The sequence below is a fragment of the Saccharothrix sp. ST-888 genome, from assembly GCF_000955975.1.
GTDB lineage: Bacteria > Actinomycetota > Actinomycetes > Streptomycetales > Streptomycetaceae > Kitasatospora.
In genome coordinates this window covers 1-15,279 of sequence record NZ_JYJF01000140.1, presented here as the reverse complement: position 1 = coordinate 15,279, position 15,279 = coordinate 1, and the positions used below count along the sequence as shown (strand labels likewise).

The window sequence follows — 15,279 nt, the reverse complement described above, 5'->3', positions numbered from 1 at the left end:
TCCTGGTTGACGGCCGAACCACGCACCACCGCCAGCACCTCGTGCCCGTTGCGCCGCGCGTCCGACAGCCGCTCCAGCAGCAGCATCCCCGCACCCTCGGAGAGCGCGGTACCGTCCGCGCCGTCCGCGAAGGACTTCGCCCGGCCGTCCGCCGCTAGGTTCCGCTGCCTGCTGAAGTCCACGAAGGTGTCCACGGTGGACATCACCGAGACACCGCCGGCCAGGGCCAGCGTGCACTCGCCGTTGCGCAGCGCCTGCGCCGCCAGGTGCAGCGCGACCAGCGACGAGGAGCACGCGGTGTCCACGCTGAGGGTGGGACCCTCCAGGCCGAGGGTGTAGGCGACCCGGCCGGACGCCACGCTGCCGAGGCTGCCGTTGCCCAGGTAGTCCCGTACGTCCTCCGGCGCGTTGGCGAGCCTGCTGCCGTAGTCGTGGTACATCACGCCGGTGAAGACACCCGTCCGGCTGCCCCGCACCGAGTGCGGGTCGATGCCGGCCCGCTCCAGCGCCTCCCAGGAGGTCTCCAGCAGCAGCCGCTGCTGCGGGTCCATCGCGATCGCCTCGCGCGGCGAGATGCCGAAGAAGTCCGGCTCGAAGTCGGCCGCGTCGTGCAGGAATCCACCCTCGCGGGTGCTGCACCGGCCGGCCTTGCCCGGCTCCGGGTCGTAGAGCCCCTCGACGTCCCAGCCGCGGTCCGCCGGGAACCGCGAGATCCCGTCACCGCCGTCCGCCAGCAGCTCCCACAGCTCCTCCGGGGTGCTGACACCGCCGGGGAAGCGGCAGCTCATCGCCACGATCGCGATCGGGTCGTCGGTGACCGGCTGGGGGCCGGCCGACGCGGCGTCGACCGGCTCGTCCGAGCCGAACAGCTCGGCCTTGAGGTAGCCGACCAGCGCGATCGAGTCCGGGTAGTCGAAGACCAGGGTGGCCGGCAGCCGCAGTCCGACCGCGAGACCGAGCCGGTTGCGCAGTTCCACCGCCGTCAGCGAGTCGAAGCCCCACTCGCGGAACGCCCGGCGCGGATCGAGCACCATGTCCGAGTCGTGGCCGAGGACCGCGGCGACATGGGTGCGGACCAGTTCGAAGAGCATCGCGTCGCGCTCGGCCGGCGCCAGCGCGGCCAGCCGGTCCAGCGCCGTGCCCGCCGCCGCGGCCGCCGCGGCCGCCCGCCTGACCGGCGGGCGCACCAGGCCGCGCAGCACCGGCGACACCGTGCCCGCCGAGCGGAGCGCGGGCAGGTCCAGGCCGATCGGCAGCAGCAGTGCCTCGTCCGAGGCCAGCGCCAGGTCGAGCAGGCCGAGGCCCTCGGCGGTGGCGAGCGGGCGGACACCCGACCTCGCCATCCGCACCACGTCGGCGTCGCTCAGATGAGCGGTCATCCCCGTGCGCTGCTCCCAGAAGCCCCAGGCCAGCGAGACGGCGGGCAGGCCGAGCGCCCGGCGGTGGTGGGCCAGGCCGTCCAGGAAGGCGTTGGCCGCCGCGTAGCCGGACTGCCCCGCGCCGTCCACGGTGCCCGCCGCCGAGGAGAACAGCACGAAGGCGGCCAGGTCCATGCCCCTGGTGAGCTCGTGCAGGTGCCAGGCCGCGTCCACCTTGGGGCGCAGCACCGCGTCGAGCCGCTCGGGGGTGAGCGCGGTGGCCAGGCCGTCGTCCAGCGCACCGGCCAGGTGCACGACCGCGGTCAGCGGGTGCTCGGCCGGTACGGCGGCGAGCAGCTCGGCGAGCCGGTCGCGGTCGGCCGCGTCGCACTTGGCCACGGTCACCTCCGCGTCCAGGTCGGCGAAGTCGTCCTGGGCCACGCCGCTGCGGCCGGCCAGCAGCAGCCGGCGCACGCCGTGTTCGTTCACCAGGTGCCGGGCGACCAGGCCGCCGAGCACACCGGTGCCGCCGGTGATCAGTACGGTGCCCTCGGGTGCGAACGCGGGGGCCGAGCCGCCGGGCGTGCTCCTGGCCAGCCGGGGGACGTGCACCGTGCCGCCCCGCAGGGCGAGTTGCGGCTCGCCCGAGGCGGCCGCGGCCGCGACGGCCTGCTCGACGGTGGTGTCCGGGTCCGCGTCCAGCAGGACGAACTGGTCGGGGTTCTCGCCCTGTGCGGCGCGGACCAGGCCCCAGACGGCGGCCGCGGCCAGGTCCTGGACGCCCTCGGCGCCCACCGCCACGGCTCCCCTGGTGAGCACCAGCAGGCGGGAGGCGGCGACCCGGTCGCTGTCCAGCCACTGCCGCACCGCCTCCAGCGCCCGGTCGGCGGCGGCCCTGGTCCCTCCGACCGGGTCCCCGGCCCCGCTCAGCGGGAGGACCACGAAGCCGGGCACCGAGGCCAGCTCGTCGAGACCGCCCGCGCCGAGCACCGCGTGGTCGACGGCGGGTCCGTCCACCGCCAGCACCGGCCAGTCGAGGCGGAACAGGGCGTCCGCGTTCGCGGCGGTGCCGAGCGCGCCGCCGTCGAGGGCGCGGGTGGTCAGGCCGTCCACCGAGGCCACCGGGGAGCCGGTGGTGTCGGCGAGCTGGAGGGTGAGGGAGTCCGTGCCGGTGATCCGCAGCCGCAGTGCGGTGGCGCCCGCCGCGAACAGCGACACGCCGTTCCAGACGAACGGCAGCCTGGCGGGGCCCGGCTCGGCCTCGCCGACCCCCGCAGCGTGCAGGGCGGCGTCGAACAGTGCCGGGTGCAGCCCGAACTGTGCTGCCTCAAGCGGGAGTTCGACCTCGGCGAAGGTCTCCTCGCCGCGCCGCCAGGCCGCCCGGAGGCCCTGGAACGCGGGGCCGTAGTGGTAGCCCTGCTCGGCCAGCCGCTCGTACACGCCGTCCAGCGGGACCGGCTGCGCGCCGGCCGGGGGCCAGGCCGCGAGGTCGAACCCGGCCGTCGCGGTGTCCGGTTCCAGCAGGCCGGACACGTTGCGCGTCCAGTCGCCGTCGCTGCCCTCCGGGCGGGAGTGCACGGCCAGCGGGCGCCGGCCCGACTCGTCCGGCTCGCCGAGGTGGAGCTGGAGCTGGACCGCGCCGCGCTCGGGCAGCAGCAGCGGCACCTCCAGGGTCAGTTCGGCCACCCGTCCGCAGCCGACCTCGTCGCCCGCCTTGACGGCCAGCTCCACGAACGCGGTGCCGGGCAGCAGCACCGTGCCGTTCACCGCGTGGTCGGCGAGCCAGGGGGCGGTGCCGGTGGAGAGCCGGCCGGTGAACAGCATGCCGCCGCCGTCGGCGACCGTGACCGAGGCACCGAGCAGCGGGTGTCCGGCGGCGGCGAGACCGGCCGCGGCCACGTCACCGACCGCCGGGGAGCTGCCGAGCCAGAACCGCTCGCGCTGGAAGGCGTACGTCGGCAGGTCGACCTTGTGTACCGGCGTCCCATCGAAGACGGTGGCCCAGTCGACCGGCACCCCGTGCACGAACGCCTCGGCCAGGGAGGCCAGGAACCGCTCCGGGCCGCCGTCGTCGCGCCGCAGCGAGCCGAGGCCGACCACGTCCGCGCCGGCCGCGTCCGCCGTCTCCTCGATGCTGTGCAGCAGCACCGGGTGCGGGCTGCACTCGACGAACACGCCGTACCCGCCGGCCAGCAGTACCCGGGTGGTCCGGTCGAAGAGCACGCTCTGGCGCAGGTTGGTGTACCAGTAGTCGGCGTCCAGGCCGCCGGTGTCGAACAGCTCGCCGGTCACGGTGGAGTAGAACGGCACCTCGGCGGAGCGCGGGGCGACCCCGGCCAGCTCGGTCAGCAGCCGCTCGCGGATGGTCTCGACCTGGGCGGAGTGCGAGGCGTAGTCCACCGGCAGCCGCTTGGCGCGGACGCCGTCCGCCTTGAGCAGCTTCTCCAGCTCGCCGATCGCGTCGGCGTCGCCGGAGAGCACCACCGAGGCCGCCCCGTTGACGGCGGCCACCGAGACCCGGCCGTCGTAGCCGGCGAGCCGCTCCCGCACCTGCTCCACCGGCAGCGCCACCGACATCATCCCGCCGCGCGCGGACAGTTCGTCGGCGATGGCCACGCTGCGCAGGGCCACCACCTTGGCGCCGTCGGCGAGGGAGAGCGCCCCGGCGACGACGGCCGCCGCGATCTCGCCCTGCGAGTGCCCGATCACGGCGGCCGGCCGGATGCCGTGGGAGCGCCACAGCTCCGCCAGCGAGACCATGACCGCCCAGAGCACCGGCTGCACCACGTCCACCCGGTCGAGCGGCGCCGAGCTGCGGATGGTGTCGAGCAGGTCCCAGTCCGCGAAGGGGGCCAGCGCCTCGGCGCACTCGGCCATCCTGGCGGCGAACACCGGTGAGGACGCCAGCAGTTCGGCCGCCATGCCGACCCACTGCGAGCCCTGGCCGGGGAAGACGAAGGCGACCCGGGACTCGCCGCGCACCGCGCCCTGGACCAGGTTGGCGGCGGCCCGGCCGGCGGCCAGCTCGGTCAGCCCGGCAGCCAGTGCGGAGCGGTCCGCGCCGATCACCACCGCGCGGTGGCCGAGTGCCGCCCGCGAGGTCGCCAGGGTGTGGGCGAGGTCGGGGAGCGGCGCGCCGTCGAGGTGGTCGAGCAGCCGCTGCGCCTGCGCCGCCAGCCCCTGCTCCCCCTTGCCGGTGAGCACCAGGGGCAGCGGCCCGGTCGATTCGCCCCCGCCGGAGGGGAGTTCGGGCTCCGGCACGCCTTCGAGGATCACGTGGGCGTTGGTGCCGCTGATGCCGAACGAGGAGACGGCGGCCCGCCGGGCGTCGCCGGTCAGCGGCCACTCCCGTGCCTCGCCGAGCAGTTCGACCGCACCCTCGGTCCAGTCCACCTGCGGTGTGGGCGCATCGAGGTGCAGCGTCTTCGGCATCCGGCCGTGCCGCATGGCCATCACCGCCTTGATCACACCGGCCACACCGGCGGCCGCCTGGGTGTGGCCGATGTTCGACTTGACCGAGCCGAGCCGGAGCGGCTCCGCGCGGTCCTGCCCGTAGGTCGCGAGCAGGGCCTGCGCCTCGATCGGGTCGCCGAGCGGGGTGCCGGTGCCGTGCGCCTCGACCAGGTGCACCTGGTCCGCGGTGAGCCGGGCGTTGGCCAGCGCCTGGCGGATCACCCGCTGCTGGGACGGACCGTTGGGCGCGGTCAGGCCGTTGGAGGCGCCGTCCTGGTTGATCGCACTGCCCCGGACCAGGGCGAGCACCCGGTGTCCGTTGCGCTCGGCGTCCGAGAGCCGCTCCAGCAGCAGCATCCCGGCGCCCTCGCCCCAGCCGGTGCCGTCCGCCGACGCGGCGAAGGACTTGCAGCGGCCGTTCTCGGCGAGGCCGCGCTGGCGGCTGAAGTCCACGAAGGTGTCCGGGGTGGACATCACGGTCACACCGCCGGCCAGGGCGTAGGAGCACTCCCCCTGCCGGAGCGCCTGGACCGCGAGGTGCAGGGCGACCAGCGAGGACGAGCAGGCCGTGTCCACGGTGACCGCCGGGCCCTCGAGACCCAGCGTGTAGGAGACCCGGCCGGAGGCGACGCTGCCCAGGTTGCCGTTGCCGAGGTAGCCCTCGACGCCCTCGGGCACCTCGGCCAGCCAGCTGCCGTAGTCGTGGTACATCACCCCGGCGAAGATCCCGGTCCGGCTGCCGTGCATGCTGTGCGGGTCGATGTTGGCCCGCTCGAACGCCTCCCAGGCGATCTCCAGCAGCAGGCGCTGCTGCGGGTCCATCGCGATCGCCTCACGCGGCGAGATGCCGAAGAAGTCGGCGTCGAACTGCGGTGCGTCGTAGAGGAATCCGCCCTCGCGGACGTGGGTCCTGCCGGGCGTGTCCGGGTCCGGGTCGTACAGCCCCTCGACGTCCCAGTCGCGGTCCGCCGGGAAGTCCCCGACGGCGTCGACGCCCTGGTCCACCAGCTGCCACAGCTGTTCGGGCGAGCTGACGCCCCCGGGGTAGCGGCAGCTCATCGCCACGATCGCGATCGGCTCCTGCGCCGCGGCCTCGATCCGCGTGGTGTGCTGCCGCAGCCGTTCGTTCTCCAGCAACGACTCGCGCAGCGCCTCGACTATCTGCTCGACGGGTGTATCCACGGTCTGTGTCGCTCCCTGATTACTTGGCGTCGCTGCGGTCGAGCGCGGTGCGGATGAGGTCGGCGATGTCCATGCTCTTGATCGCCGTGGTCCGGTCGCCCGCGGGCTCACTCGGTGCACTTGGTTCGGACGGCTTCGGTTCGGACAGCTTCAGCAGGCGCTCCAGCAGACCGGCCGCCCGGATCCGGGCCACCGGAATCCCGGCCAGCAGGTCCTGCAACCGGGAGTCGTCCGCCTCCTCGGCCGCCCCCTCGGCCTGCTGCGGCAGCAGCTTGGCCAGCAGGAAGGCGGCCAGGGCCGCCGGGGTGGCGTAGTCGAAGATCAGCGTGGACGGCAGGCGCAGCCCGCTCACCGCGTTCAGCCTGTTGCGCAGCTCCACCGCCGCGAGCGAGTCGAAGCCCAACTCGGAGAAGGCGCGCCTGGGTTCGACCGAGGCCACGCCGTCGTGGCCGAGCACGGCGGCGACCTCCGCCCGGACCGCGTCCAGCACCACGTGGTCGCGGTCGGCGGCGGGCAGCGTGCCCAGCCGCTGGGCCAGCGACGCCGACGCGCTGTCGGCGGCGCCGCGTACCTCGCGGCGGACGGCGGGCCGGACCAGCCGGCGCAGCACGGCGGGGATGCCGTCGCCCCGCTCGCGCAGCGCCGCCAGGTCCAGCCGGGCCGGCACCAGCGTCGCGTGCCCGGCCCGCAGCGCGGCGTCGAACAGCGCCAGCCCATCGGCCGGGTCGAGCGCGCCGATGCCGGAGCGTTCGATGCGCAGCAGGTCGGCCTCGCCGAGCTGGCCGCCCATCCCGCCGGTGCCGGCCCACAGGCCCCAGGCCAGTGCGGTGGCCGGCAGGCCCAGCGCGGCCCGGTGCTCGGCCAGCGCGTCCAGGAAGACGTTGGCGGCCGCGTAGTTGCCCTGTCCGGTGGCGTCCAGCGTGCCCGCCGCCGAGGAGAACAGCACGAACCGCGCGATCTCCCGGTCCTTGGTCAGCTCGTGCAGGTGCCAGGCGGCGTCGGCCTTGGGCCGCAGCACCGTGTCGATCCGCTCCGGGGTCAGCGAGCCGATCAGGGCGTCGTCCAGGACTCCGGCGGTGTGCACGATGCTGTCGACCGGGTGCTCGGCGAGCAGTGCGGCGAGCGCCGCCCGGTCGGCGACGTCACAGGCGACCAGCTCGGCCTGGGCGCCGAGGTGGGCCAGCTCGGCCTGGAGCGCCGCCGCTCCGGGAGCCTGCGGGCCCCGGCGGCCGGCCAGTACCAGTCGGCGGACGCCGTGGGCGGTCACCAGGTGCCGGGCGATCAGCGCGCCCAGACCGCCGGTACCGCCGGTGATCAGTACGGTGCCCCAGTCCGGGTCGGCCTCGTCCGTCTCCGGCTGCTGCACCCTGGTCAGGCGCGGTACCCGGATCTCGCCGCCGCGCAGCACCAGTTCGGGTTCGCCCGAGTCGAGTGCGGCGGCCAGCGCCGGCAGCGCGAGCGGTCCTTCGCCGAGGTCGGCGAGGATGATCCGGCCCGGGTCCTCGGCCTGGGCCGCGCGGACCAGGCCCCGTACGGCGGCGTCGGCCAGCCCGGCCCGGGTGAGCACGACCAGTGTCGCCTTGGCGTACCGGTCCTCGGCCAGCCAGTCCTGGACCGGGCCGAGCACGGCGTGCAGCGCGGACCGGACGGCGGTCGGCAGGTCGCCGGAGCCCGCCGGCACCGGCAGCAGCACCACGTCGGGCACGGCGTCGCCGAAGGCGGCCAGGTCCGGCCGGGTCGGCAGGCCGAGCCCGAGGTCGTCGGTGCCGAGCACGGCGTACTGCCGGCTGCCGGGGCCGTCGGCCGCCAGGTCAGGGCGGGGCGTCAGCTCGACGGTGAACAGCGAGTCCTGCTGCGCGGTGAGCTGGTGGGCCGCGACCGGGCGGGTCACGAACGAGTCGACCGAGGCGATCGGTGCCCCGGTGCCGTCCGAGAGCTCGATCCGCAGGCCCTCGGCGTCCTGGCGCACGAGCCGCACCCGGGCCGCCGAGGCGCCGCCGGAGTGCAGCGCGACGCCGTTCCAGGCGAACGGGAGCAGCACCCGGCCGTCGTCGGCCGGCTCCGCCCCGTCGAGCAGCGAGGAGACGTGCAGGGCGGCGTCGAGCAGTGCGGGGTGCAGGCCGAAGCGGGCGGCCTCCGGCCGTTCGGCGGCGGGGAGGTCGAGCTCGGCGAAGACCTCGTCGCCGCGCCGCCAGGCGGCCCGGACGCCCCGGAAGACCGGGCCGTACTCGTAGCCCTCGGTGTGCATCCGGTCGTAGAGCCCGGTGACGTCGACCTCGGTCGCGCCGGCCGGCGGCCACTGGGTGTACGGCTGTGGCGGTGCGCCGGTGCGGTCGGTCAGCAGACCGGTCGCGTTGGTGGTCCAGTCGGCGTCGGGCGCGTCCTGGGGCCGGGAGAAGATCTGCACCGCGCCGCTCCTGGCGGCGAGCACCTGGAGCTGTACGGCGCCCTTCGCGGGCAGCAGCAGCGGGGCCTGGAGGGTCAGTTCGTCCAGGACCGGGAGCCCGAGCAGGTCGCCGGCCCGGATCGCCAGATCGACCAGGGCGGTTCCCGGCAGCAGGACCGTGCCCAGCACGGCGTGCTCGGCGAGCACCGGGTGGGTGGCGAGCGAGACCCGTCCGGTCAGCACCACGTCGTCGGAGGCGGCCATCCGGATCTCCGCGCTCACCAGCGGGTGGTCGACCGCCGCCTGGCCGAACCCGCCGGCGTCGCCCCTGGCGGCCGGGACGTCGAGCCAGAAGCGCCGGTGCTGGAAGGCGTAGGTGGGCAGCTCGACCCGGCGCGCGGGGCGCGGGCCGTACAGCGCGGGCCAGTCGAGCTCGGCGCCCCGGGTGTGGACCCGGGCGAGCGCGCCGAGCAGTTCCCGCACCTCGGGCTTGTTCTTGCGGGCGACCGCGACGAAGGCCGCGTCCGTGTCCTCGGCGACGCAGTCCGGGCCGAGTGCGGTCAGCACGGCGTCCGGACCGAGTTCCAGGAAGGTGCCGGCCCCCTGGGCCGCGAGGGCGTCGACGGCGTCCGCGAAGCGCACCGTCTCCCGGACGTGCCGGACCCAGTACTCGGGCGTGCACAGCTCGGCCGCACCGGCCGGGCGGCCGGTCAGGGTGGAGACGAGGGGGATCACCGGGTCGGCGAAGGTGAGCTTGGACAGGACCTCGCCGAACTCGGCCAGCATGGCGTCCATCCGGGGCGAGTGGAAGGCGTGGGACACCGTCAGCCGCTTGGACCGCTCGAAGCGGGCCGCGAGTTCGAGCACCGCGTCGGTGTCCCCGGAGAGCACCACGGCACGGGGGCCGTTGACCGCCGCGATGCTCGTCCGCTCGTCCAGCAGCGGCAGCACCTCGGCCTCGGTGGCCTGCACCGCCACCATCGCGCCGCCCTCGGGCAGCGCCTGCATCAGCCGGCCCCGGGCGGCGACCGCCTTCGCGGCGTCCGCCAGCGACCAGACCCCGCTGACGTGTGCGGCGGCGAGCTCGCCGATCGAGTGGCCCGCCAGGTGGTCCGGGCGCAGCCCGAACGACTCCAGCAGCCGGAACAGCGCCACCTCGGTCGCGAACAGCGCGGCCTGGGTGTAGGCCGTCTGGCCGAGCAGGTCCGCGTCCTGACCGAAGACCACCTCGGCCAGCGGGCGCTCCAGCGCGCCGTCCAGGTGGGCGGCGGCGCGGTCGAAGTGCTCGGCGTAGACCGGGAAGGTCTCGTACCACTGGTGTCCCATACTGAGGCGCTGGGAGCCCTGGCCGGAGAACAGGAACGCCAGACCGCCTTCGGCGACCGTGCCGGTGACCAGGCCGGGGGCGTCCGTTCCGGCTGCCAGTGCGGTGAGCGCGGTGTCGAGTTCGGCCCGGTCGGCGGCCAGCACCACCGCGCGGTGGCGGTGCGCGCTGCGGGTGGTGGCCAGCGCGAGGCCCAGGTCGGCCAGGGCGGTGTCCGGCACCGACTTCAGGCGCTCGGCCTGCGCGCCCAGGGCCTCGGGGCTCTGGGCCGAGACCGGCAGCGCCACCAGGGCCGGGGCCTGGTCGGCGGACTCGTCGAGAGGGCGGGGCTCGTCGGCGGTCGCGGCCTCCTCGGGGGCGGCGGCCTCCTCCAGGATGACGTGCGCGTTGGTGCCGCTGATACCGAACGAGGACACCCCCGCCCGGCGCGGGCCGGTGCCGCTCTCCCAGGGGCGGGACTCGGTGAGCAGGGAGACCGCGCCCGCCGTCCAGTCCACCTGGTCCGACGGCGCGTCCACGTGCAGGGTCTTCGGGAGCACCCGGTGGCGCATCGCCATCACCATCTTGATCACCCCGGCGACGCCCGCGGCGGCCTGGGTGTGACCGATGTTCGACTTGATCGAGCCCAGCCACAGCGGCCGGTCCCCCGCCCGCTCCTGACCGTAGGTCGCGAGCAGGGCCTGCGCCTCGATCGGGTCGCCCAGCGTCGTCCCGGTGCCGTGCGCCTCGACCGCGTCCACGTCGGCCGCCGAGAGCCCGGCGCCGGCCAGCGCCTGCCGGATCACCCGTTGCTGGGACGGGCCGTTCGGCGCGGTCAGTCCGTTGGAGGCACCGTCCTGGTTGACCGCGCTGCCCCGGACCACGGCCAGCACCTGGTGGCCGTTGCGCCGCGCGTCCGACAGCCGCTCCAGGACGAGGACACCGACGCCCTCGCCCCAGCCGGTTCCGTCCGCGGCGGCCGCGAAGGACTTGCAGCGCCCGTCGGCGGCCTGGCCGCGCTGGCGGCTGAAGTCGATGAAGGTGTCGGGGGTGGACATCACCGTGACCCCGCCGGCCAGCGCCAGCGAGCACTCGCCGGCCCGCAGGGCCTGCGCCGCCAGGTGCAGGGTGACCAGCGAGGAGGAGCACGCGGTGTCCACCGTGACCGCGGGCCCTTCGAGACCGAGCGCGTAGGCCACCCGTCCGGAGACCACACTGCCGAGGTTGCCGTTGCCGAGGTAGGCGGCGACGTCCTCGGGGGCGTCGGTGAGCCAGCTGCCGTAGTCGTGGTACATCACCCCGGCGAACACGCCGGTGCTGGTGCCCCGGACCGCCGCCGGGTCGATGCCGGCCCGCTCGAACGCCTCCCAGGAGACCTCCAGCAGCAGGCGCTGCTGCGGGTCCATCGCGACCGCCTCGCGCGGGCTGATGCCGAAGAAGTCGGCGTCGAACTGCGGTGCGTCGTAGAGGAATCCGCCCTCGCGGGAGTAGGTCCTCCCGGGCTTGTCCGGCTCGGGGTCGTAGATCGCGTCGGTGTCCCAGCCCCGGTCGGCGGGGAACTCCGCGATGCTGTCGACCCCGTCGGCGACCAGCCGCCACAGGTCCTCGGGCGAGCCGACGCCACCGGGGTAGCGGCAGCTCATCCCGACGATCACGATCGGGTCGTCCGCACCGACGGGCGCCGTCACCGGCGCCGACGGGCCGGTGGCCACGGTGCCGAACAGGGTGTCGCGGATGTGCTCGGCGAGCAGCTTCGGTGACGGGTAGTCGAACACCAGGGTGGCCGGCAGGCGCAGGCCGGTCGCGGAGTTCAGGCGGTTGCGCAGCTCCACGGCGGAGAGCGAGTCGAAGCCGATCTCGGTGAACGCCCGGGTCGGGCTGATCGCGGCCGAGCCCTCGTGCCGCAGGACCGCCGCCACCTCGGTGCGGACCAGCTCCAGCAGCATGCGCTCCCGCTCGGCGGCGGGCAGTGCGGCCAGGGCGCTGTCGGCCGTCAGGCTGCGGGACTCCCGCGCGGCGACCGCCCGTCGGGTGACCGGCCGCACCAGGCCGCTGAGCAGCGCGGGGATGCCGTCGGAGCGGTCGCGCACGGCGGCGGCGTCCAGCTCGACCGGGACCACCCGGGCCTCGCCGGTGCGGACGGCGGCGTCGAACAGGCGCAGCGACTGCTCCGCGCCCAGTCCGGGCAGCCCGTACCGGGCGATCCGGGCCAGCGTCGCCTCGTCGAGCGCGGCGCCCATCCCGGCCTCGCCGGTCCACAGGCCCCAGGCCAGCGCGGTGGCCGGCAGGCCGAGGGACGCCCGGTGCTCGGCCAGTGCGTCCAGGAAGGCGTTGGCCGCCGCGTAGTTGCCCTGGCCCGCGCCGTCGAGCACGGCGGCGAGCGAGGAGAACAGCACGAAGGCGGTCAGCGGCCGGTCCGAGGTGAGCTCGTGCAGGTGCCAGGCGCCGTCCACCTTGGCCCGGAACACCTCGTCGAGCAGGTCGTCGGTGAGCGAGCCGATCACCCCGTCGTGCACCGAGCCGGCGGCGTGCACCACCGAGTCGACCGGGTGCTCGGCCAGCAGTGCGGCCACCGACCGGCGGTCGCTCACATCGCAGGCGGCGACGACCACCTCGGCGCCCAGTCCGGTCAGCTCGGCCCGGAGCTCCGGCGCCGAGCCGCGGCGGCCGGCCAGCACCAGCCGGCGCACCCCGTGCTCCCGGACCAGGTGCCGGGCCAGCAGGCCGCCGAGGCCGCCGGTGCCCCCGGTGATCAGGACGGTGCCCCACTGTGGTGCGGCGGCCGACCCGGCGGGCAGGACCGCCAGCCTGGGCGCCATGAACTCGCCGTCGGAGAGGGAGAGTTCGGGCTCACCGGTGGCCAGTGCGGCGCTCAGCTCGGCGTCGGACGGGACGCCCTCGTGCGCCAGCAGGACGAAGCGTCCGGGGTTCTCCGCCTGGGCCGAGCGCACCAGGCCGCGGACCGGCGCCTGGGCGAGCGCGGTCGAGGTGACCACCACCAGCCGGGAGTCGGCGAAGCGCTCGTCGGCCAGCCAGGACTGCAGGACCCGCAGCACCTCGCCGGCGGCGGCCCTGGCCGCGACCGGCGGCTCGTCCTCGCCCGGCGCGGCCCGGAGCACGACCACCTCGGGCACCGGTTCGGGGAGCTGGTCGAGACCGCCCGCGAGCACCGCGATCCGGAGCGGTGCGGCCTCGGCCGGCCTGCCGAGCGGCGACTGCCGCACCGTGTACAGCAGTTCGGCGTCCGGCACCGGGCGGGAGACCAGGCCCCGCACGGTGGCCACCGGGGCGCCGGTGGCGTCCGCGAACCGGAGCGCGAGGGTGTCCTTGCCCGGGTGGGAGATCCGTACCCGCACGAAGGACGCGCCGACCGCGTGCAGCGACACGCCGGTCCAGGCGAACGGGACCAGGACCTCGCCGCCGGGCTCCGCGTCCAGGTCGGCGGCGTGCAGGGCGGCGTCGAGCAGCGCCGGGTGCAGGCCGAACTCGGCCGCCTCGGCGGAGAGTTCGTCGGGCAGGGCGACCTCGGCGAACACCTCGCCGGCGTGCCGCCAGGCCGCCCGCAGCCCCTGGAAGGCCGGGCCGTAGCCGTAGCCCTGGGCCGCCAGCCGGGCGTAGACACCGGTGAGGTCGAGCGGCTCGGCTCCCTGCGGCGGCCAGGCGTCCAGCCGCTCGGGCAGCGGCTCGGCCTCGGGCGCGAGCACACCCGTGGCGTGCAGGGTCCACTGTCCGGCGTCCGTACCGTCCGGCCTGGAGTGGATGGTCAGCGGCCGGTGCCCGGACTCCTCCGGCTCGCCCACCGCGACCTGCACCGCCACGGCGCCGTCCGGCGGCAGGACCAGCGGGGCGCCCAGGGTCAGCTCCTCGACCGTGCCGGCGCCCACGTGGTCGGCGGCCCGCACGGCCAGTTCCATGAACGCGGTGCCGGGGAGGAGCACCCGTCCGGAGATGACGTGATCGGCCAGCCAGGGCTGGGTCCGCAGCGAGAGGCGCCCGGTCAGCACCACGCCGTCGGCGCCGACCGCCACCACCGCGCCCAGCAGCGGGTGCGCGGCGGGGAGCTGGCCGAGGTCGGAGACGTCGAAGCGGGCCGAGCCGGCCTCCAGCCAGAACCGCCTGCGCTGGAAGGGGTAGGTCGGCAGGTCGATCCGGCGGGCGCCGCGCCCGGCGTGGAAGCGGCTCCAGTCGACCGGGACACCCGCCGTGTACGCCGCGGCCAGCGCGGAGACGGCCTGGTGCGGCTCGGGCCGGTCCCGGCGCAGCAGCGGGGCGAAGACGGCCTCCGGGCCCTCGGCGCGCTCCTGGCCCATCGCACAGAGCACGCCGTCCGGGCCGACCTCCAGGAAGGTCCGCACTCCGGCGACCTCCAGGCTGCGCACGGCGTCGGCGAAGCGCACCTGCGCGGCGACGTGCCCGACCCAGTACTCGGCCGTGGCCAGCTCGTCCGCGCACAGCTCGCCGGTCACCGTGGACACGATCGGGATCTTCGGCCTGGCGTAGTCCAGCACCTGGGCGATCCGGCGGAACTCCGCGAGCATCGGCTCCATCAGCGGCGAGTGGAAGGCGTGGCTGACCCGCAGCCGCTTGGTCCGGTGCCCCTGCTCGGCCAGTGCCCCGGCGATGCGCAGCACCTCGTCCTCGGCGCCGGACAGCACCACCGAGGTGGCCCCGTTGACCGCCGCGATGGCGACCCGCGCGGTGAGCAGCGGCACCACGTCGACCTCGGCCGCCTGCACCGCGACCATCGCGCCGCCGGCCGGGAGCGCCTGCATCAGCCGGCCCCGGGCGGCCACCAGGATCGCGGCGTCCTCCAGCGAGAGCACCCCGGCCACGTGCGCGGCGGCGAGCTCGCCGATGGAGTGCCCGGCCAGGTAGTCGGGCTTCAGGCCCCAGCTCTCGGTGAGCCGGAACAGGGCGACCTCGATCGCGAACAGGGCCGGCTGGGCGTACTCGGTCCGGTGCAGCAGCTCGGCCTCCGGCGAGCCCTCCGGCGCGGCCAGCACCTCGCCCAGCGGCAGGTCGAGCTGCATGTCCAGGTAGGCGCAGGCGTCCTCCAGAGCGTCCGCGAACACCGGGAAGGCGGCGGCGAGTTCGCGCCCCATGGCGAGGCGCTGGCTGCCCTGGCCGGTGAACAGGAAGGCGAGCCTCCCGGGGCCCGCCAGGCCGGTGGGGGCCGTTCCGGCGGCGATCGCCGTCAGCGCGGTCCGCAGCTCCTCGCGGTCCTCGGCGACGATCGCGGCACGGTCGGGCAGGCCGGCCCGGGTGGTGGACAGCGAGTAGGCCAGGTCGGCGAGTTCGACCTCGGCGTCGAGCAGCGGGAGCAGGTCCGCCGCCCGGTCGCGGAGCGCCTGCTCGCCGCGCGCCGACAGCACGAACGGCAGCATCCCGGCGGCGCCGGGCCGCTGGCTGTCGTCGGTGCCGGCGGGGTCGGCGGTCTCGTCCGGGTCGGGGACGTGCTCCAGCACGACGTGCGCGTTGGTGCCGCTGACCCCGAAGGAGGACACCCCGGCCCGGCGCGGGTGCCCGGTCTCGGGCCACGGCCTGCCCTCGGTGAGCAGTTCGACCGCCCCCGCCGACCAGTTGACGTGCGGGCTCGG

Annotated in this window: 2 protein-coding genes; both read right to left on the bottom strand. The window is 75.6% G+C overall.

Annotated features, from left to right (window positions below; all coding sequences use genetic code 11):
• Nucleotides 1-5,993, bottom strand: a 5,993-nt coding sequence (locus UK12_RS29555; protein WP_045306266.1) for a type I polyketide synthase, incomplete at its 3' end; no start/stop codon positions are given.
• A gap of 19 nt (nucleotides 5,994-6,012) precedes the next feature.
• Nucleotides 6,013-15,279: type I polyketide synthase (locus UK12_RS29550; RefSeq protein ID WP_045306265.1), on the bottom strand; the 9,267-nt coding region annotated here is incomplete at its 5' end.